The organism is Motilimonas pumila (genome assembly GCF_003596335.1).
GTDB lineage: Bacteria > Pseudomonadota > Gammaproteobacteria > Enterobacterales > CBDFNC01 > Motilimonas > Motilimonas pumila.
On record NZ_QZCH01000010.1, the window covers coordinates 1 to 20,674 of the forward strand.

Annotated in this window: 17 protein-coding genes; 8 read left to right on the top strand and 9 right to left on the bottom strand. The window is 44.4% G+C overall.

Features of this window, described 5'->3' with window-relative positions:
• The 7 genes from D1Z90_RS21695 to D1Z90_RS09120 all read right to left on the bottom strand — a co-directional run.
• On the bottom strand, nucleotides 1–146 hold a 146-nt coding region (locus tag D1Z90_RS21695; RefSeq protein ID WP_232525231.1), incomplete at its 3' end, for a DUF6444 domain-containing protein.
• 192 nt (nucleotides 147–338) lie between these two features.
• Nucleotides 339–3,800, bottom strand: coding sequence for a hybrid sensor histidine kinase/response regulator (locus tag D1Z90_RS09095; RefSeq protein ID WP_119910441.1), 3,462 nt, complete (start codon nucleotides 3,798–3,800; stop codon nucleotides 339–341).
• A gap of 71 nt (nucleotides 3,801–3,871) precedes the next feature.
• Nucleotides 3,872–5,017, bottom strand: a complete 1,146-nt coding sequence (locus tag D1Z90_RS09100; protein ID WP_119910442.1) for a 3-phenylpropionate MFS transporter — start codon at nucleotides 5,015–5,017, stop codon at nucleotides 3,872–3,874.
• 1 nt (nucleotide 5,018) lies between these two features.
• On the bottom strand, nucleotides 5,019–5,801 hold the full coding sequence (locus D1Z90_RS09105; RefSeq protein WP_158587095.1) for a type IV pilus modification PilV family protein: 783 nt from the start codon (nucleotides 5,799–5,801) through the stop codon (nucleotides 5,019–5,021).
• Nucleotides 5,791–6,909 (bottom strand): pilus assembly PilX family protein, encoded by a 1,119-nt coding sequence (locus tag D1Z90_RS09110; RefSeq protein ID WP_119910444.1) that lies wholly within the window; start codon nucleotides 6,907–6,909, stop codon nucleotides 5,791–5,793. Before D1Z90_RS09110 ends, D1Z90_RS09105 begins: the two co-directional genes overlap by 11 nt.
• Nucleotides 6,906–7,631 carry a PilW family protein gene (locus D1Z90_RS09115; protein ID WP_119910445.1) on the bottom strand — a complete coding sequence of 242 codons (726 nt, stop codon included), beginning with the start codon at nucleotides 7,629–7,631 and terminating at the stop codon, nucleotides 6,906–6,908. The genes D1Z90_RS09110 and D1Z90_RS09115 overlap by 4 nt, the downstream gene beginning before the upstream one ends.
• Nucleotides 7,622–8,140, bottom strand: coding sequence for a GspH/FimT family pseudopilin (locus D1Z90_RS09120; RefSeq protein WP_158587096.1), 519 nt, complete (start codon nucleotides 8,138–8,140; stop codon nucleotides 7,622–7,624). The genes D1Z90_RS09115 and D1Z90_RS09120 overlap by 10 nt, the downstream gene beginning before the upstream one ends.
• Nucleotides 8,141–8,369: 229 nt before the next feature.
• Between D1Z90_RS09120 and D1Z90_RS09125 the strand changes: the two genes are divergently transcribed.
• The 5 genes from D1Z90_RS09125 (at nucleotide 8,370) to D1Z90_RS09145 (ending at nucleotide 15,830) form a co-directional block, all read left to right on the top strand.
• Nucleotides 8,370–10,166 carry a DUF294 nucleotidyltransferase-like domain-containing protein gene (locus D1Z90_RS09125; protein ID WP_119910447.1) on the top strand — a complete coding sequence of 599 codons (1,797 nt, stop codon included), beginning with the start codon at nucleotides 8,370–8,372 and terminating at the stop codon, nucleotides 10,164–10,166.
• 2 nt (nucleotides 10,167–10,168) lie between these two features.
• Nucleotides 10,169–10,801, top strand: coding sequence for a 3'-5' exonuclease (locus tag D1Z90_RS09130; protein ID WP_119910448.1), 633 nt, complete (start codon nucleotides 10,169–10,171; stop codon nucleotides 10,799–10,801).
• A gap of 345 nt (nucleotides 10,802–11,146) precedes the next feature.
• Complete coding sequence (acs, locus tag D1Z90_RS09135) at nucleotides 11,147–13,096, top strand: acetate--CoA ligase (protein ID WP_119910449.1); 1,950 nt, start codon at nucleotides 11,147–11,149, stop codon at nucleotides 13,094–13,096.
• A 254-nt stretch (nucleotides 13,097–13,350) separates the two neighbouring features.
• Nucleotides 13,351–13,806 (top strand): type II 3-dehydroquinate dehydratase, encoded by a 456-nt coding sequence (gene aroQ, locus D1Z90_RS09140; protein WP_119910450.1) that lies wholly within the window; start codon nucleotides 13,351–13,353, stop codon nucleotides 13,804–13,806.
• Nucleotides 13,807–14,009: 203 nt separating this feature from the next.
• A complete protein-coding gene (locus tag D1Z90_RS09145; protein WP_119910451.1) occupies nucleotides 14,010–15,830 on the top strand; it encodes an ATP-binding response regulator in 1,821 nt (606 codons plus the stop codon).
• 5 nt (nucleotides 15,831–15,835) lie between these two features.
• Here D1Z90_RS09145 and D1Z90_RS09150 read toward each other — a convergent pair whose 3' ends face one another.
• Nucleotides 15,836–16,480: a response regulator transcription factor gene (locus D1Z90_RS09150; protein ID WP_119910452.1), complete on the bottom strand. Its 645-nt coding sequence runs from the start codon at nucleotides 16,478–16,480 to the stop codon at nucleotides 15,836–15,838.
• 349 nt (nucleotides 16,481–16,829) lie between these two features.
• On the opposite strand from D1Z90_RS09150, the gene prmA reads away from it, so the two are divergent.
• From prmA to fis, 3 genes are all read left to right on the top strand, one after another.
• The gene (gene prmA, locus D1Z90_RS09155; protein ID WP_119910453.1) at nucleotides 16,830–17,711 is read left to right on the top strand and encodes a 50S ribosomal protein L11 methyltransferase; all 882 of its coding nucleotides are present in this window, start codon (nucleotides 16,830–16,832) and stop codon (nucleotides 17,709–17,711) included.
• 216 nt (nucleotides 17,712–17,927) lie between these two features.
• On the top strand, nucleotides 17,928–18,893 hold the full coding sequence (dusB, locus tag D1Z90_RS09160; RefSeq protein ID WP_119910454.1) for a tRNA dihydrouridine synthase DusB: 966 nt from the start codon (nucleotides 17,928–17,930) through the stop codon (nucleotides 18,891–18,893).
• A gap of 20 nt (nucleotides 18,894–18,913) precedes the next feature.
• A complete protein-coding gene (fis, locus tag D1Z90_RS09165; RefSeq protein WP_119910455.1) occupies nucleotides 18,914–19,213 on the top strand; it encodes a DNA-binding transcriptional regulator Fis in 300 nt (99 codons plus the stop codon).
• Nucleotides 19,214–19,520: 307 nt separating this feature from the next.
• Here fis and D1Z90_RS09170 read toward each other — a convergent pair whose 3' ends face one another.
• On the bottom strand, nucleotides 19,521–20,522 hold the full coding sequence (locus D1Z90_RS09170) for a DUF6929 family protein (RefSeq protein WP_119910456.1): 1,002 nt from the start codon (nucleotides 20,520–20,522) through the stop codon (nucleotides 19,521–19,523).
• Nucleotides 20,523–20,674 lie beyond the last annotated feature (152 nt).

Here is a 20,674-nt window from a genome sequence, read left to right on the forward strand (position 1 = left end):
TGTGATGACGGCACAGAAGAATTTCGACTATTTTGATTTAGTCTGTCTTCAAGTTCTGCCAACTTATTCCATAAAAACTGGATGATATCCTTCGCCTCTTCAGGCGAATCGAAATCTGGCGGTGGAGGTAATGTTTTCTTATTCATCCTACCAGATTGCCACCACAAAAAGAACACTCAAGTTGAAAGTGGGATCAAGTTAACTGGATCACATAATTTTGGTGTCAAGTCCTCGCGGCTGAATAGTTACATAAAAAGAGTAAGCAGTCACTTACTCTTTCTTATTTAAAACACAAAGCCTGCGTCCTTCGAGGCAGGCATTATACGGTAAAATTAACTTTAATTTGCCATCGCCCTTAACAAGGCTTTAAGCTTCAGTGGCTTTACCGGTTTGCTTAAATAATAATAACCGTGCTGCTTGATTTGCGACAGCAGCTCTGGCTGACGGTCAGCACTGATTACCACGCCTGGAATATCGCCATAGCGAAGCCTTAACATGTGCAGCGCTTGTAACCCGGTTTTTCCCTCTCCAAGATGATAATCGCTGAGTATCATTTTAGGACGAATGCCACTGACAAACACATTCATCGCGGCGTCTAAGCTTTCTGCGCAATGCACCTTGCAACCCCATTTTTGCAGCAAGCCACTCATTGCGGTCAAAATATCCGCCTCGTTATCAATGCATAAAACATCCCAGCCCGTAAAATCTACCGCTTTGGGCTGCACGGCTTGCGTGTGCTGCACTAAACTTGGTTGTGAGCGAGCTAAGGTCACGCTGAATACAGTGCCTTGTTCGGGCCAAGAGCGCACAGCAAGAGTATGACCCAATAGATTTGCCAAGCCTTTGGCAATGGCAAGCCCCAAGCCGAGGCCTTGCTCTTGAGCCGTTTTAGAGTGATCCAAACGGAGAAACTCTTCAAAAATGTCTGCCAGCTTGTCCTGCGCAATTCCGGGCCCATTATCCCAGACTTGAATGTCTATTTGCTCGCCGCGTTGCCTGACGCCCAGTAACACTTTGCCTTTGGGGTTATAGCGAAAGGCATTGGTCAAAAAGTTCTGTAGAATGCGCCGTAACAACTTAGGGTCCGAGTACACGGGTAAATGACTATGATAAGTGCGAAAGACAATGCCGTACTCTTTCGCTAATACTCCAAACTCGGCTTCTAGTTGGTCTAATACGTCACTGAGATAAAAATGTTTGGGTTTAGCGATTAATTTGCCCGCTTCAATGCGTGAGATATCTAATAAATCGGCGATCAGTTCTTCAGCTGAATTCAGTGAGTCATCAATGTGCTTGGCGATCACTTCTGTTTCACTGCTGGCAGCCGTTTCTAATAACGTAGACGTAAACAACTTGGCAGCGTTAAGCGGCTGCATCAAGTCGTGGCTGACTGCCGCAAGAAAACGGGTTTTGGAACGATTGGCCATCTCTGACTGCGCCGTCGCGTGCATTAATTCGCTGTTAAGGTGCGACAAAGCCTCGGTTCGCTCTGTCACTCTGGCTTCTAAATTTTCATTGGCAGATTTAAGCGCTTGTTCGGCATTACGAAACGCCGTGATATCGGTAAAACTCATTACAAAGCCACCGCCAGGCATGGGGTTACCTTGCATTTCAATGACTTTGCCATCATCTCTAATCCGAGAAGAGGTGTGGGGCGTGCCGTTTCGCATGTGCTCTAAACGACGTAAAATTTGCTCCTCAACGTCACCTTCCCCAAGTAGACCATTACCTGCGTTATACCGAATGATATCTTCAATGGGTCGGCCAACTTGAATAAGCTCTCTTGGAAACTGAAACAATTCGATATAACGGCGGTTCCATGCCACTAGCTGCAACTGATGATCCACCACTGAGATACCTTGATTGATGTGCTCAATCGCCCCTTGCAATAAACCACGGTTAAACTGAAACAGCTCAGAGGCTTCGTCCACTATGGTGGCAAGCTCATCTAATTGCATGTCGCGCCCTTGCAGTGCAGAGGTCAACACTAATCGCGCAGAAGATGCACCAAATACCCCCGCAAGCAACCGCTCGGTTAACTCAATTAACGAGCCCGGCGCTTGCATGTCGGGCTTGAGAGTTAACTCATTAATGCGGGCATACCGACTAAAGTGCAGCCGCACCCGGCGTTTACCTAAAAAGCGGGTAGCCAGCATCTCCAACTCTTCCACCCTGACTTTTGCTTGGTAAAATGCGACCGGATCGCTTTCTGTCGAGCCGACAAAACCCGACGCTTGCATCCGCTCGCTTAACGTTGGGCTAGTAAAAATCGAACCTAAAACATAACCGGCTAAATTCAGCACTATGCTGACCAAAATGCCCCAATACGCTGGCGCCATATCAGACAAACCGCCGAACCTTGGTGGTGTAAGCAAATAAATCATGAGGTTATTTGAAGCGTCGCCGCCAAGCCAACCCACCTCATTCAGTAAGGTTAACACCCAACAACTGCCACCCAGTAGAAGGCCAATATAAACGCCATTACGGTTACCATTGCGCCAAAATAAGCCCAGAAGCAAAGCCGGCGCGAACAAACTAATGGCAGCAAAAGATAGCACCCCTATGGCCGCCAGTGAGTCAAGCTGGCTCATCAGTAAATGGGTCGCCCAGGCTAATAGCAATAACACTACAATGGCAGTGCGGCGCACCTTAATGAGTAAGTCTTTGAATTCGCCAAAGCTGCCTTGACTAAAGTTTTTTCGGCGCAATATCAAGGGCAAAATAATATCGTTGCTGATCATAATGGACAGGGCAATCGTTGCCACAATCACCATGCCACTGGCCGCCGACATGCCGCCCAAATAAGCAGCAATCGCCAAACTGGAATGTTCAAATGCCACCGGTAAGCTAATAACGTAATTATCTGGCTGCACATCCCCTGCCAGCCATACATCACCGGCCATCGCAAGGGGGATAACAAACGCCCCCATAATGAGTAAGTACAAAGGCAGCAACCAACGAGCCCAGTGTAAATCTTGGCCTTGATTATTTTCAACCACGGTCACGTGAAACTGCCGCGGTAGACAAAACATGGCGCAGGCAGAAAGTAGCATTAAAATACTCATTTCAATGCCTTGGGCAACCGAAAATGACGTGGCTTTGTCAGCGTAATCACTGAGTACAGGTGCTGTTAGCGACTCAGGAGCGGAGTAAATAACATAAACGGCAAATATGCCCACAGCTGCAAAAGCCACCAGCTTTAGCAAAGACTCAAACGCGATAGCGATCATCATGCCCCTGTGGTGCTCGGTAATATCAATGCGCCGGGTGCCAAATAAAATAGTAAACATGGCCAGCGCCAAGCTTACTAATAATGCCATCATGCCGGCGTTATCACTGTGGCTCCCCTCACTCAGTTGCGGCGCTACCAATAGCTCCAGCCCCATGACTATGGCCCTTAGTTGCAAGGCGATATAAGGCAATATGCCCACCACCGCAATCAGGGTGATAACCATGGCCAACTGCTGCGATTTCCCGTAGCGAGCGGCGATAAAATCCGCGATAGAGGTAATATGTTCGCGTTTTGAAATGAGAATAATGCGGCCCACTAATTTCCACCCGAAGGTGAACACTAAAATGGGGCCAAGGTAGATGGGTATAAAGGACCAAAAATCCGTGGCGGCTTGACCTACTGTGCCGTAGAACGACCAAGAGGTACAATAAACACCGATCGACAAGCTATAAATGATAGGTTGCCATTTAAGGCGCGAGTGCTGGTTTCTGTCACCAAGCCAAGCGGCCACAAACAATAGACACAAATAAATGATAGAAACAGGCGCAATGATCCAACCGAGATCCATGGTAATCCCACCAATAAAGTCATGAAAATCAATTGTTCAATAAAGCCTGCCTGATTGACAAGCAAACAAGCCTAAGAGTTAGAGCTGGCGCGGCCGTAAATCACAAACACCGGCAGCACCATGAGTGCCATCAACCAAAATACATTGCCTTGCCAAGCTTGATATAAGCTACTTGAAACCAAGGTTGCTAAGGCAATCGCCAAGCCTAAAGCTAAAGCGGAATAGAGCGCTTGCAGTTGAATGCTGTATGCTGCAGGCGCCTTCTCGGCGATAAAACGTATGGCGGCTATTTGCGCCAAGGCAAAGGTGAACGCGTGTAAAGCTTGCGATAAGAACAACACGGTAACGTCGGTAGAAAGGGCCAACACAGTCCAACGAATAACAGCTCCAGTAGCGGCTAACATAAACAACTTTGGCAAGGTTACATTGGCAAACCAACGCTTAGCGTTTGCCATTAACAGCACTTCTGCTACCACGGCAAATGCCCATAAATAACCTATAACGGTTTCTGGTATGCCAGCACTTTGCCAATATATGGCGCTGTAAGTGTAATAGGCGCCATGACTGCCTTGAATGCAGCTTGTGACCAATAAAAATTGCCACAAGCCCGGCAGGCGACAAACCTGCCATAAACTGGCTCTTACGGTATTGGTTTGTTGCGAGTCTGTGAGAGCTGGGGTAGGGTTAAGGATGGCAACCGAGAAAGTAAGCAGCAGTGCGAATAACAGCGTATATAAAATTACGTGATGGCCATATTGCTCACTGAGCCAACCTGTGGCAATGGCTGCAACAATAAAACTGATAGAGCCCCACAAACGCACCTTGCCATAGTCGAGGCCAATTTGCTTGACCCAGCGGGTCGCTACCGCATCCCCCAAAGGGATTAAAGGCGCAATAATAAAATTGGCCAGCAAGGTTAATCCCGCTAGCCAATACCAGCCGTTAAAAGCAAGAAATAGCGCAAAGACGCCTAATGTAAGTAAACATAGCCAGCGAATGGCGATGATTAATTGGCTTTCCCGTTGGACTCGGTTAACCAACCACAAGCTCGACAGACAACGAAGAAACAAGGCGACGCCGAGCACAGTGCCGACCAAGCCAGGATCTAACCCTTCTTGCTCCAGCCATAAGGGCCAAAAAGGTAAAAAGATGCCCCAACAAAAGAAAAAGCTCGCGAAAAAAGTCGCGAGCCAGTGGTTTGCCTTAAATCTATGCAAGTTACAACCAGGTAGGGCGGGGAACTAAACCTGTACAGTCGCCTGCCGGACACTCTTTCCACCCGTCATCGCTAGCAGTATATGGGAAGTTCCCAGAATCAGGCCCCCAAGAAGCGTCATCAGAGCAATTAATCGCAGAAGAAGCACATATATACTTTTCATTCACCCCATCACCGTCTAAGTCCCAAGACACTTGATCTGTAGCAAAATAAGGATAATTTGCGACGTATAAAGGTGGTTGATGACTTGCATCATAAGGATCCATTGCAGGATCTATTGTCGGGTATGTCCCTCCACCTGAGCCGCCATTATTTTCTTCGTATACTTTATCCGCGGCAAATTGACTTATAGGGCTAATGTGTCCGGTATAAGTTAGGTTTTTTGTTTCTCCGGAAAGGGAACTCCAAGTCAACTTGACGTCAACTGACTTTAGTTGGTTATCTGAGGTTATGCCACCAGAGGAGACTAAAGCAAGATCGGTTGGAGTAACAATGGTTCGACTATAAGTTATTCCATCAGATAAAGTGTGGCTTTCTAAAGATGATATATTGTTACCATTACCTGCCGCTACAACAGAAGCATAGTTGGTATCTTTAAATGACCTTAAATCATCGAATGTTTCTTGCGCTAATGTGATTGCGTTTAAGTACTCTTCCGCTTCCGCGCTTTTTTTACGCATATGCTTTTGCAAGCTAATAATGCCTGCCACACCTACAGAAATAACCAGCAAAGAAACAAGAACTTCAATTAAACCTATTCCTTGATTTTTCTTATTAAAAATCACTCCAACCTCCTGGAACCCAATATGCATCATTAGGGAATAATGTACGCCTATTTTCGAGTGCATCATCATTATAATGTACGGTTAGCGAACCGTTATAACGAGCCACATACTTGTAATCAAGAATTAATGCCCCGAATACATCACCAGTCACATCTGCGCCAAAGCGAGCTAATGTGCGATCTTCGTAAGGGAAGCTCGCTGACGTGACGTCATTGTTCGAATTAAACGCATAAATCAGTCCATACATATTAAATGTGCCCGATAAGTTACCATTATGTATGATCAGGGTGACACCATTGGTAATATTATTCGTCTTGCCAGACGCTCCTATGGTTCCTATACCACTGACATTACAATCGCCGGTAACCCATATTGTTTTGGGGGCTTCTGCAGCTGCAATAGCTGTAGCTAGCGAGCCACAACCATTGATTTTTTGAACCTCAGGCTGAGCTTTATAATCAGCCCAGTTGTCTTGGGTAACCCCCATATAAGTTAGAAAGTTATCACCTCTCAATGCACCAATATCCGTGTCAACTGGTTTCCCATTTGTTTGACTTGAACCAACTAAGCCTTGAGTTGATCCCCCCGCTTGAATAGCAGAATCTGCGGTACCAGGGTGAACATTGCTTGAGCCATAAATTTCATAAGATCCTGCCGCAAGAATTGGTGCTTTGATTTTGCCTCCTGCGCTAGCTACTTTAACGATTCTTGATACTGTTTTCTGGTTGTCATCAAGTGAGCTTTCTCCCGTTGAAGCCACAATAAACGTGTCACAACCGGCACAAGCCTCAGTGATCTTTAGTCCATATTTTGCCGATTGCTGAGTGACCGTATATTCCATTTTACCAGCGCCAAGGTCAGCACTGGAAATGCCGGCAGTTGCTGTTTGCCAATCCTTGCTATTAAGTAAACTCAGAGCATAATCCAATCCAGATTCAGCATTTACCAAAGCTTCTGTATACCTCACATCATTAGATGCTATTTTCGTTTGAGAAACCTTTGATTTCATGCTGTAAAAAGTAAAACTGGTTGCGGCAATAAGCAGTATTAATGTAACGGTAAGCGTCGCCAGCCCCGACTGAGTACGAGTATGATATTGACTTTTCATCGAAATAACTCCAAGTTTCTAATTTGTACCGCCGACTTGATAGATTCTGTGGCCGTCCCGTCGCCAATACTTACTGCCCCTTCCAATTCAATTGTAATAAATCGCATGCGACTATAATCGGAAGTGATAGGGGCAATGCCTTCAGGAGGAGCATCGTAGAATTTTAACTTTGAAATAGTCATGCTGTTGCTATCGGTTATCGAAACCCAATCGCCATCATCACATGAAGCCGGAGAGCTAGAAGAGTTCGTTGACATTTCAATAACACTGCCATTTAACCTATATCCAAAATGCTCATTGGTGTCAGGTGTTCCTCCTGATTTGTCAATATCATATTTGAACAGAATGCAGCTGTTCGCAACTGTGTTAAAAGTGAGTATTTTAGCGGCTATCCCGGCATCAAGGGTGACTGTAGTTGCTGCTGCGCCAGAGCCAATGGTATGAGAAATACTTTCTTCCCACATAAAATTGTTCGGTCCTGAGAGGGTACCTAAAGCATAACTATCCGTGTCGCCTCTAAATCCAGCACGACGAATATCTGTTTCCATAATATACATCAGAGTTTGTAAATCTGACTTCAGCCGAGAATATTTTAAGCCATGTATGTTATTGACCACACCAGACACATATAGCCCAGAGATCATGGCAATGACCAGGGTGCCAAGTGCGAGGGAGATCATTAGTTCAACTAATGAAAAACCGAGAGATTTTTTTATATACATTCCGTGTAACCCAGTCCAACAGCGCCGATTTGACAGATTCTTATCCGACCAATCAAGCTGGTAATTATTTTTATTTTTTTGTCATTCGCGGTAGATATAATTATCGTCCCGCCATTTGAATTCAACCGTATTGGTGAAAACCAAACTTTTGAGTGAGAATAATTAATCGACTCAAGTTTGACTTTTTTTCCATCAATAAAATCGTATACCTGCTCTTGCCCGTTTAAACTGCAAGAAAGAGGTTGAAAGCAATCGCACTCGGTATTTGTCGTTAGGCCAACTTTCCATTGTTCACCTTGCTGGCAAAACTGCATTACCAATTGTTGATTGTGTTTGATGGCATAACTGCGCGCCAATCGAAATTGTTGGTAAATCACATCAGTCGTTACCAACAGGTGTTGCCGCTCTATCATGCTGTGATACGAGGGAATACCTATGGTTAAGGTTGTTCCGATTACGGCCACAGAAATCATCAATTCAACCAGGGTCAAGCCGCCACTTTTTAGCAAAATGTTCACCATTTCCCTAACGGGATAATTTAACATGAACAAAAAACGACCGCGACACTAAGTTCACATTTCTAGCATTAAGTAATGCACTCGTCACTAAAATATAGTTAAAAAGTCATAAAAAAACGCTATTTTCGAAATCTTTATTGGTCGCAGACTAAAGTCGCATTGGCTCTGGCGTCGATATCAATAATGCTTATATTACCTCCCATTAACATAGCCTGAGCATATGACCACAGATTTCAACTGCAGCGAGCCTCCCTTTAGCTTGCTCACTTTGGCTCAGCAAGATGCATTACAGCGCCAGTTAGACATTGTTTATTTTGAATCTGGTGCTCAGATACTGACTCAAGGCCAGCAAGTCAGCAGTTTCTACATCATCATTAAGGGGGTCATAGAAGAGCTTGATAACACTCGCCAAGAGGTCTTCGCGCATTATACTCACGGCGATTACTTTGACATTCGCAGCCAGTTTGGCAGTCCTTGCAAGCATGATTATCGCAGTATGGAAGAAACGCTTTGCTATCAGCTGCCCACTGAGTTCTTTTTAAAGCTCACCCGAGAGAACCCCGCATTTGTTGATCATTTTCAACAAAACTTGGCGCAAAAATACGCCAAGCTAGAGGCTCGAGTAGGTGACAAAAACTTGTCAGAATTTATATTAACCCAAATAGATGACTCCAACATTCAGCCTGCGGTAGTGATTGCCGACGACACCAGTATCAAGCATGCCACGCAAATGATGTTAGAGCAAAAGATTGAAACCTTATTGGTTGAACATGAAGGGCAATATGGCATGCTCACTGGCACCGACCTGCTTAAAGCAAGTGTGATGGCACAAGCGGCTAATGACACACCAGTACTTGGCTTTGCTCACTTTAATTTAATTGCCGTCGCGCAAGGCGATTTTTTATTTAACGCCATGCTGGCAATGACACAAAACCACATTGAAAGAGTGGTCGTCAAACAAGGCCTGCGTATTACCGGCATTTTAGAAATGCCCCATCTGTTAAGTTTGTTCTCTACTCACTCTCACGTACTGGCGCTACGAATAGCCAGAGCCAAAGATCTTACAGAATTACAAGACGCGGCTATCACGCTGCAAACTTTGGTACAAAACCTCACCAATAACGGCATCAAAATCGAGTTTATTATGAAGTTGATGGCGACCATGAATGGTCAAGTCATGAAACGTTTGTTTCAACTTATTATGCCGGATGCCGTGCAGCAACACTGCTGTTTAATTGTGATGGGCAGCGAAGGCCGCGGCGAGCAAATAATTAAAACAGATCAAGACAATGCCTTGATCATACGCGATGGCTTTACAGAGCCCAATTTAACACAATATTTAGAGGCGTTTAGTCAAGGTCTTTTAGCTTGCGGGTACCCTGCTTGCCCAGGTAAGGTGATGGTAAATAACCCTGCTTGGGTAAACACCAGTCAGCAATGGCAGCGTCAAATTCAACACTGGCACCAAAGCCAGCAAGGTGACGACATAATGCAGCTGGCCATTTTAGCTGACGCACACTGTATTTGCGGCCCCGACGCTTTACTTAAGCAACTGAAACAAACACTGCTGGACGGCTTTAACCAACAAACGGTCAAAATGTCCCAATTTGCGGCTATTGCGCTGCGCTTTGCCACCCCACTAGGGTTATTTGGCGGTTTAAAGGCACAAGAAGATCACCTCGACATAAAAAAAGGCGGTATTTTCACCATAGTGCACGGTGTGCGCGCCTTGAGTATTGAGCATGCATTAAACGCTACAAACACCATAGAGAGAATTCAACAGCTACAAAAAAAACAAGTCATTGATCCGGAAATGGCAACCAACTTAATTCATACCCTGCAATTATTCTTTTGGCTGCGGCTCGAACAGCAGCTTGGGCAACATCAAGGCATCAACAATGAGTTAAGCTTAAGTCAATTGAGCCCTAATGAACGGGATTTACTGCGTCATGGTTTGCACGTAGTGAAAAAGTTTAAAAAGCTGCTCGCGCAACACTTTATGATCAGAGATTACTAGCCATGCTGTTTCAGTTTCTTAAACACTGCAAAATGCCATTTGAGAAAAAAAAAGCGGCTCGTGCGGGCTATCAATGGCTGTTTGAGCCATATCATGGCGATGAAATCGTGTCTTTAGACTTTGAAACCACAGGCCTCAACCCAAAGATCGACGACATTATTTCGATTGGTGCGGTAATCGTTAAGGGTCAACGCGTACTCACTTCCAAACAGCTCAACCTCGCCATTAAGCCCAAACAAGTGATACCGCAAGATGCGATAAAGATCCATCGGATCCGCAACCAAGACGCAGCCAACGGCATCACGTTAGAGCAAGCCTTACCTGAACTACTGCAATTTATCGGTAACCGACCTATTTTAGGCTATTTTGTAAAGTTTGATTTGGCTTTGTTAAACCGATGTTGCCAGCAACGCTATGATTTTCAATTGCCAAATGACGCCATCGAACTGTGTAATATCTACTACAAAAAAGTCAATGCCTATTACCCCGACGCTTGGGTTGACCATAAATTTGAGACCTTAGCCACCACTTTAGACATTCCAGTGTTAGGGCGCCACAGCGCAGTGGGTGACGCGATTACAACCGCTTTAATGTATTTAAAACTCACCTACGGCAATCGACCAAAACTCATGTGATCGAGACCGTTTGCCAAGACATAAACTGGCTTAGCATTAATTCAAGGAGGTAAAAAACCACAACATGGCACAAAACTAATTTGTGAGCTTGGTAGCAGTTGCAACAAAAGCGTAAATGAGCTGTTACAAAATTTTGGCATTTCGGTGAGACGCTTCACATTACTTTAACTTGAGCCTCTCTATGATATGGCACCAAACGTGAAAGTGGGACCAATACAAGCCTTTAGCCGAAAGTCTAATTGTTAACAGTTTGGTTTTAACTGATGTTATCTAAACATTTTACCTGCTAGGGCAATAACCAAATAATAGCTCAGCAGTTGATTGAAATTCCCGCAAGGAGTGAAGATGAGTGAACTGAAAATTTATCCAGTTAAGGAAAATATTGCTGCTAACGCGCTAATTGATGACGCCGGTTATCAAAAAATGTACGAGCAATCTGTCGTCAACCCAGAAGGTTTTTGGCGCGAGCACGGACAAATCTTAGATTGGATCAAGCCTTACACTAAAGTAAAAAACACTTCTTATGACCCAGGCCATGTCGATATCAAATGGTTTGAGGACGGCACCTTAAACGTTTCAGCTAACTGTATTGATCGCCATCTTGCAACCAAAGGTGACGAGGTAGCCATCATCTGGGAAGGCGATAACCCAGAAGAAGATAAATCATTGACTTACAACGAACTGCATAAAGAAGTATGTCAGTTTGCCAATGCGTTAAAAGCACAAGGCGTGAAAAAAGGCGACGTAGTTTGTCTTTATATGCCTATGGTACCTGAAGCAGCGATTGCGATGCTGGCATGTACCCGTATCGGCGCGGTTCATTCCATTGTCTTTGGTGGTTTCTCTCCAGAGGCATTAGCCGGGCGCATCATAGATTCGAACTCTACCATCGTCATCACTTCTGACGAAGGTCTTCGTGGTGGCCGTGCAGTACCATTGAAGCAAAACGTTGACCAAGCTTTAACAAACCCAGACACCAAGTGTATTGAAAAAGTGATTGTGTTAAAACGCACCGGCGGTGACGTTGCATGGACCGAAGGCCGCGATTTATGGTGGCACGAAATTACTGAAAATGCGTCAGAGCAATGTGAGCCAGAAGAAATGAACGCAGAAGATCCACTGTTCATTCTTTACACTTCAGGCTCTACTGGTCAGCCTAAAGGCGTGTTGCACACCACAGGTGGTTACCTGGTATACGCCACTATGACATTTAAGTACGTGTTTGATTACCAACCAGGCGATGTTTACTGGTGTACCGCTGATGTAGGCTGGATCACTGGTCACTCTTACTTGGTATATGGCCCTCTGGCTAATGGTGCAACCACTATTTTATTTGAAGGCGTGCCTAACTACCCTTCCACCGCACGCATGAGTGAGGTAGTAGACAAACATAACGTATCTATTCTATACACCGCGCCAACGGCCATTCGAGCATTGATGGCGAAAGGCGATGAAGCAACAGCGGGTACTAGCCGCAACTCGCTACGAGTGATGGGCTCGGTAGGTGAACCAATTAACCCAGAAGCGTGGGAGTGGTATTACCGCGCCATCGGCGACGAGAAGTGCCCTATTGTTGATACTTGGTGGCAAACCGAAACTGGCGGTATTCTAATTACCCCACTACCGGGGGCAACGGCATTAAAACCTGGTTCAGCGACTCGCCCATTTTTTGGCGTTCAACCCGCCTTGGTGGACAACGAAGGCCAAATCATTGAAGGTGCTACCGAGGGTAACCTGGTGATGGTAGACAGCTGGCCAGGTCAGATGCGTACCGTTTACGGCGATCACGAACGTTTTGAGCAAACTTACTTCTCGACCTTCAAGGGCATGTACTTCACTGGTGACGGCGCACGCCGTGACGAAGACGGTTATTACTGGATCACGGGTCGTGTTGATGACGTATTAAACGTATCAGGGCACCGTATGGGTACCGCCGAAATTGAAAGTGCACTTGTGGCACATGAAAAGATTGCTGAAGCCGCTGTAGTGGGTGTACCACATGAAATTAAAGGCCAAGGCATTTACGCTTACGTAACATTGAATGCCGGTGAAGAGCCAACCCCAGAGCTACACGCGGAAGTTAAGCAGTGGGTACGTAAAGAAATTGGTCCAATCGCGACCCCAGACGTGTTGCACTGGGCAGAAGCATTACCAAAAACTCGCTCAGGTAAGATCATGCGCCGTATCTTGCGTAAAATCGCTACCGGCGACACTGGCAGCTTAGGTGATACCTCTACCCTGGCAGATCCTTCAGTTGTTGATAAATTGATTGAAGAAAAAGCCAAGGTAGTATAAAAAGGTTCTGAAAGCATAATAAAAACATTCCATTCTACACTCGCTTGCCGGCTTTTTAAGCCGGCTTTTTTTTAGCATTTCCTTCACATATAAAAAACAAATAAATATAAAAACAATAACTTAGAGTTGCTTTTTATATTATACAGCCCTCTAACGTTAGCAAAAACAGCAGTTGTATAAAGACAGCCTGTAAATTTTGAGTCACAATAGATCGTCAAAAGAATCATCAAGATCCAGTCAAGGGAAAACGATCCATGTCAAAAAAATACAAAGTCTTGCTGCTCAACGGCCCGAACCTCAATTTGCTCGGTAAGCGCGAGCCAGAAATTTATGGCGCAGACACCCTCGACGACATAATCATGCAATTACGCCAAGCCGCTCAGCAATTCGATATTGAGTTAGATCACTTACAGTCAAACCGTGAGTATGAATTGATTGAAAAAATTCATCAGGCCATGGGACAAGTCGATTACATCATCATTAACCCTGCTGCATTTACCCACACTAGCGTGGCACTACGTGATGCACTACTAGGCGTAAATATCCCATTTTTTGAAGTACATATCTCAAACGTGCACGCCAGAGAAGCATTTCGGCATCATTCTTACCTTAGCGACGTTGCCACAGGTGTTATCTGTGGTTTTGGTACCCTTGGTTACCACTGCGCGCTTCAAGCAGTGGCGCAAAAAATGCAGCAAAAAAAGCAATAAAAAGTGCTTTTTTTATCAAAACCACCCATATGTGTAGTTACATAGAAATGCAGAGTTTGTCATTATTTATCCCGTGCTTACGGTCTACAGTTGTACAGCAGGCGAAAGCTGAAAGTACAATCCGTTTTTACGCCATTGACACGAGAGAGCTAATTGGCGATTGCCCGACTTATAGGTCGGGCTTTTTTTTATCTGAATAATATATGCAACAGACCACTCCAACCGGCAAGTTAGAAAGCATCACTCAAGCGCTACCTGAGTTTAGCAGTATGCTTAACCCTGTCACGGGTTGCTTTAAAGATCCAAAACGTGAACAACAGGCATTAAACCAACTCTGGCCACAAGAGCGGTATGCCTTTCGCTTACCCATATTGATCTATAGCCTGCTGATTTTATCTGGTGGGGTATTGGATTACGGCTGGTATCAACTCAGTGCCCATTTCTGGGGGTTTTTCTCACTGCGCTTCATTATGGTGTTGCTGGCCTTGTGGCTTTTTCTTGGCACTCGTCAAGCTGTGCGCCCGGCAAATTATGACTCTCTCATCACCTTATTTCAGTCTTACATATTGCTGTTTTATTTTGCGATATTTTACGACCGCTGGTTTTTAAATACTCACCATGTCATTTCCGAGAGTTTTTTTACCGTGCTCTTCATCAGCTACCCGTTAATGTGCTGTTTTGTTTTCCCGAGTAAAGTAAGGGCTTCATGTCTAAACAGCGCTTTTTCCTTGGTGACTTATGTCTTCATTTTGTCGCTGCTGCCCGAGGTAAATTTAAGAAACAAAATGACAGAGTTTCTGGCATTTTTCTTCTTCATCTATTACGCCTATAACCTAATGCGCAGTAAGAACAAAAATAAGCGCGCACTATTGATGTATGAAGAAAAGCAAAATGAGGCGATTTTACTGGCTCAAAAAGAAAGCCAAGATAAATCTCGTTTCATCGCGGCAACCAGCCATGATTTACGCCAACCTCTACACAGTTTGAGTATTTATAACGATTTACTGGCCCAGCAGACACATACCTCTGAGGCCAAAGCGGTTATCACTAAGTCACGGCAAGCCATTGACTCCCTGAAAGACTACTTTGATTCATTAATTGATATATCACGATTGGACGCAGGAACTACGTCAACTCACGTTGAGCATTTTGCGTTACAAGAGGTCATTCAGCAGCAAATAGATGAACTCGCTCCCAGCTTTCCTCATATCACTGTGCGTAACATCCCGACACGAGCAGTTGTATACAGCGACAAGCTCATCCTAAGTAAATGCATTCAACAACTGTTGAAAAATGCTCTGCTGCACGGCACCGGTCAACAAGGCGTGCAAAAAGTATTGATAGGTGTTCGCTTATCTGTATCTGAAATTAAGCTTCAAGTGTTGGATCAAGGCGTGGGCATTGCTGCGGATCAACTCGACAGTATATTCGATGAATTTAGCCAGCTAAATAACCCTGAGCGTAATCGAAATAAGGGTTTAGGCTTAGGTTTAGCGCTAGTGAAAAAGAGCTGTCAAGCCTTGTCTTTACCTTTGCATGTCGACTCGAAAGAAAACCAAGGCACCTGCTTTAGCGTCACCTTACCACGAGGAGACTATCATCAGATTTCAGTCGCTAATGTGCAGAGCATTGAGCCAGAAGTTGCTTCAGATCAGGCTCAAATTTTACTGTTAGACGATGACATTATGATCCTAGATGCCATGGCGGAAATGCTAGAAAGCTGGGACTACCGCGTTTATAAGGCCGAAAATGCAGAGCAAGCTCTCTCTGTAGCCAAGAAGATTACTCCCGACATGATCATTTCCGATTATAACTTGCCGGGCCGCAGCAATGGGCCGGAAACCTTAGCACAAATTAACCAACTTTATGGTGCGCCGGTCCCCGCTATTATTTTAACAGGGGATATAAACATTCCCGTAAACCATAGTTTAGAGCCAAACGGCTACTTAGTCTTGCACAAGCCAATAAAGGGAGCACAGTTGAGAGTGGCAATGAAAAAAATCTACAATAACAAAGTTAAATAATCTTGTTACTGACCACTTACCTGATGCAAGGAAAGAATAAGCCCTAACTCACTCGCCTTAGTCACCGCTTCAGTGCGATTTGAGACTTCAAGAGCTTTAAAAATACCTCGGATATGAAACTTTACAGTGTCTTCAGAAATATTCAATATCACCGAAACCCGCTTATTCGGATACCCTTTAACCAATAACTTTAATACGTCTAACTGGCGCTTTGATAATAATGAAGCATGGGGCTGCGCTTGTTGCTGTTTGAGAGCCTTAATGCGCGCCTTAATCGCTGTTGGGATATGTACCTGGCCATCAATGATATGCTCTATCGCCTGAACTAATTCATCAGGTTGGTAAGACTTTGGAATAAAGCCCATTGCGCCGGCTTCTAACACATCGGAAATAAGTTGGGTATCTTCTGATGCTGACACTACCGCAACTGGATAAAGCCAATCACGACTGTCTAGGGCCTGGATCATACTGTAGCCATCCATAGCAGGCATGGATAAATCAATAAGTATTAGATCGGGAGCCAATTCTGGGATAGCCTCTAACGCGATCTCTGCTTTTTCATAGCAGTTCACTTGCCAGCCCACTTGGTTCAACATCAACTGCATGCCGTGCAAAAACAAATGATGATCATCAATAATGACTATGTTCATGTTGTACTTCCTAATGATGATGTTCTTGTCCTGCGCCGCTTGAGGCTCTTGCGTTCCAAACCTACTCCTAGTTGTCACGCTATTTTCAACAATCCTGCGAAGTCATCACAAATTGTGTCTTAGTATGGCGCTTATTAAAGCATTTTAGGCTGTAAAGGTCATCTTTTTGTCAAAATCGATGAATTTATCAACAAAAGTAACACTGATTAATGCTTTATTATTAATTTACTCTTTTACAGATAACACAGTAAACACTTACAGGCGATAAATGGGTTAAGTTTGAGTTTTTTAATTACCCCTCTCCGTGGCAGTGTTACCATTAACGCAATCCTACAATGAGGAATAATAAATGCCTTGGATCCAACTTAAACTCAATGCTACTTCTGATAATGCAGAAGCCATTGGCGAGCTATTAGAAGATGCCGGCGCTTTAGCCGTGACCTTTGTTGACGCTCAAGACACGCCTATTTTTGAACCTTTACCGGGCGAAACTCGACTATGGGGCAATACCGATATCGTTGCCTTATACGACGCTGAGCAAGACCTTTTTCCTATTGTCGAAGCGCTAAAGCTACACCCTATCATGGCCAAAGACTTCGCCTGGAAAATTGAACAGCTTGAAGACAAAGATTGGGAAAGAGAATGGATGGATAACTTTCACCCAATGCAGTTTGGCAAGCGCTTATGGATTTGCCCAAGCTGGCGCGAAGTGCCCGACTCACTTGCGGTGAATGTGATGCTTGACCCTGGTTTAGCGTTTGGTACCGGTACTCACCCCACCACTCACTTGTGCCTAGAATGGCTAGAAAGCCTTAATCTGGCAGGAAAAACCGTAATTGATTTTGGTTGTGGCTCTGGCATTCTAGCCATCGCAGCGTTAAAACTGGGTGCCAAGGAAGTTATTGGCATCGACATTGACCCTCAGGCCATCACAGCCAGTAAGGATAACGCAGCGCGAAATGGCGTAGCCGAGCAACTGAGTCTTTACCTTCCTGATGAACAACCGGATGGACTCACTGCAGACGTTGTCGTCGCCAATATTCTTGCCGGTCCATTAAAAGAGCTTTCTCCTATCATTAAAAGCCTAGTAAAACCACAAGGCTTATTAGGACTTTCTGGCATCCTTGAGCAACAGGCGCAAGACCTTAATCAAGTCTACCAGGCATGGTTTGACATGGATGCCCCCGTTTTCAAAGAAGAGTGGGCTCGTTTATCAGGTCAAATTCGCTAAAACTTTAGCTAAATTAAGTATAAAAAATCGACAATGATTAAGCGTAAATATCTTTGCGCTTAATCATAAAACTGCCGTTTATAAATTCAACAATAAAAGTTTTCATAATTTTCATTTTTGCAACCTATTTTTTTTTAAAATGTCTATTTATTAACCTTTCCTAACGCCGCAAAAATGCGTACACTACGCCGCCCATGTGAGAGGTAAGAGCGTTTCATGCGGATTGCGCAATACACTTTAGACAACCCAGTTATCTTAGCGCCAATGGCCGGAATAACAGATCGTCCTTTTCGACAGTTATGTCGTAAATACGGTGCGGCTTTAGCGGTTTCCGAAATGTTGTCAAGCAATCCTGAAGTCTGGGCCACCGAGAAATCAAAAAATCGGATGGACCATGAAAATGAAACGGGAATACGCTCGGTGCAAATTGCTGGTTCAGATCCCAAGTTAATGGCTGCAGCCGCACGCGAAAACGTGTCACGTGGCGCCCAAATTATTGATATCAATATGGGCTGCCCAGCAAAGAAAGTGAATAAGAAGTTGGCAGGTTCGGCATTGATGAAAGAGCCGGATTTGGTAAAAGCGATATTGGAAAGTGTGGTAGATGCGGTTGACGTACCAGTCACCTTGAAGACGCGTACAGGTTGGGACCCTGAACACCGAAATGGTTTGATCATTGCAGAAATTGCTGAACAAGCCGGTATTCAGGCATTAGCCATTCATGGCCGGACCCGACAGTGCATGTATAAAGGTTTTGCTGAGTACGACACCATCAAGGCTATCAAGCAGCACATTAATATTCCTGTTATCGCCAATGGTGATATCACGAGTGCTAAGAAAGCGCAGCAAGTACTTGAGTATACCCAAGCTGATGCCATTATGATTGGTCGAGGGGCTCAAGGTAAACCTTGGATTTTTCAAGAAATTGCCCACTATCTGGCAACCGGTGAAATATTACCTGAGCCAGATAATGGTGCCATCGCTAATGACTTACTTGGACACGTTGCACAATTACATGAGTTTTACGGGGAAGTTAAAGGTTACCGCATTGCCCGCAAGCATGTTGGCTGGTACCTAAAAGAACAACCGAATACACAAGAGTTTCGTAAAAATTTCAATACTATTGAAGACGCTAGCTTGCAACTCAAAGTATTGGAAGATTTTTTTCATGCATTAAACTAACTAAGAAGAGCTGATATCTTATGTTCGAACAAAACATTTCTTCTGAAGCGCTAACAACTACAACTAGTGTTCCTGCGACAGGCCAAACAACTCAACGTCCATTGCGTGATTCAGTCCAACAGGCTATTTCTAACTACTTCGCGCAGTTGAATGGTCAAGACGTGACTGAGTTATACGACTTGGTTTTATCTGAAGTTGAAGCGCCACTTTTGGACGTCATCATGCAGTACACTCGTGGTAACCAAACACGCGCTGCCAACATGCTAGGTATCAACCGTGGCACTCTTCGCAAGAAGCTAAAGAAATACGGCATGAACTAATCCTCCAGTCAACGCTGGAACAGAAAATTCTAAAAGGCTTAATCTTACGATTAAGCCTTTTTTTATAGAAGCGATTCCACCCCTCGTCTAAAGGTCGCCTAATGGCTCACAGTGTCTTGACCACAAGATAAGCTAGCCAGCTTTATCCACTTAACCATCATATCTCATTCATTAAGCGCCAAATACCGCCCTGCACACAAGCTGAGCTGACGCCAGCTTATGAAGGCAAGTAAGCCCAGCAACAAAAAAGGCTAAGCCCTGCGGCTTAGCCTTTTACTCTGTTTATAGCCTTAAAACAGGCTGCTAGCTAGTCACCGAGCTTGTGCAAGATGACTTTAAAAAACTCACTGGTGCCGTCATCATTGTCACATACCAACATGCCTTTATAATGATCGGCATGCTTTTCTGTCATAACGACTGATTCAACTTTTGAGGTAACGGCTTTTCCGTCTTTTTGCAAAATGGCAGAGTACAATGTCAAGTCAATCACGTCTTCAGCGGCAAATTTTGCCAGAGGCATAACGCCGACAAAACTGCCAAGAATGTAACCTTTTTTGTGGATATTACTGGCGGCTTCAATTGATGCGGTATATACCAAGCTGTCTAACTCTTCAGAGTAAGCTGCGCCAGATAAACCAGCTTCAAAGCCATGCATACGTGGCAAGATTACTTTTTTGACGATGACGGTATCTAACGCTTCACGAGTACCGGCCATGTACTCTAATATCTCCGATAACTCAGTTTCAAAGATCAAGTTATCGCCAAAGTTACCTCGGTTCAGTAAATAAACCTTGCCCTTAGCAATGGCTAAACCTTCAATATTGAATTCTTGCTTAGGGGTAAAGTTACCCAACTGATGTAGCTGCGCATATAACGGCTTCAACGAACGTTCTGTCACTTGCGAATGGTCAGCGTTAACGAGATAGCCCCACTCCCGTAAGTCGGCCTTAGAGCCAGATCCAAAAATCAAAAAGCCAGTCCCTTCGCCAAGATCTAAGGTGCTCATTGATTCAAAATCAGGCTTTACTTTTTTATCTAACGCGCCATTAGGTTTAAAAAACTCTTTGCCGAATTTTTTTATCGTAGTGGTCGATTGAATATTAAATTGAGTATCAAGCTTATATAAATAAGGAGACTCATCACTGATGGCATATAACTGATCATCCACAACGGCTAAAGATGAGGCCGCAGGTAGCTTATGGCTAATGGCTGATTCGACCACTTCTAATTTATATTTATGGCCATTTCGCGCTTCTACGTGACCAACAAACACGGTCAAGCACATTGCCAATGCAACTTTATAAAACATCCCTACTCCTAAAGCCTGCTTGTAAAATAACCTTGCCATTCGCAAGTTGAGTAAAATTTTACAAGCAAATGGCAGCCAAATCTATTGACTAAGTAGTAATAAAGCAGAAAAAATTGTGATTATTGAAACAATCTGCGGAAATTTTGTGGAAA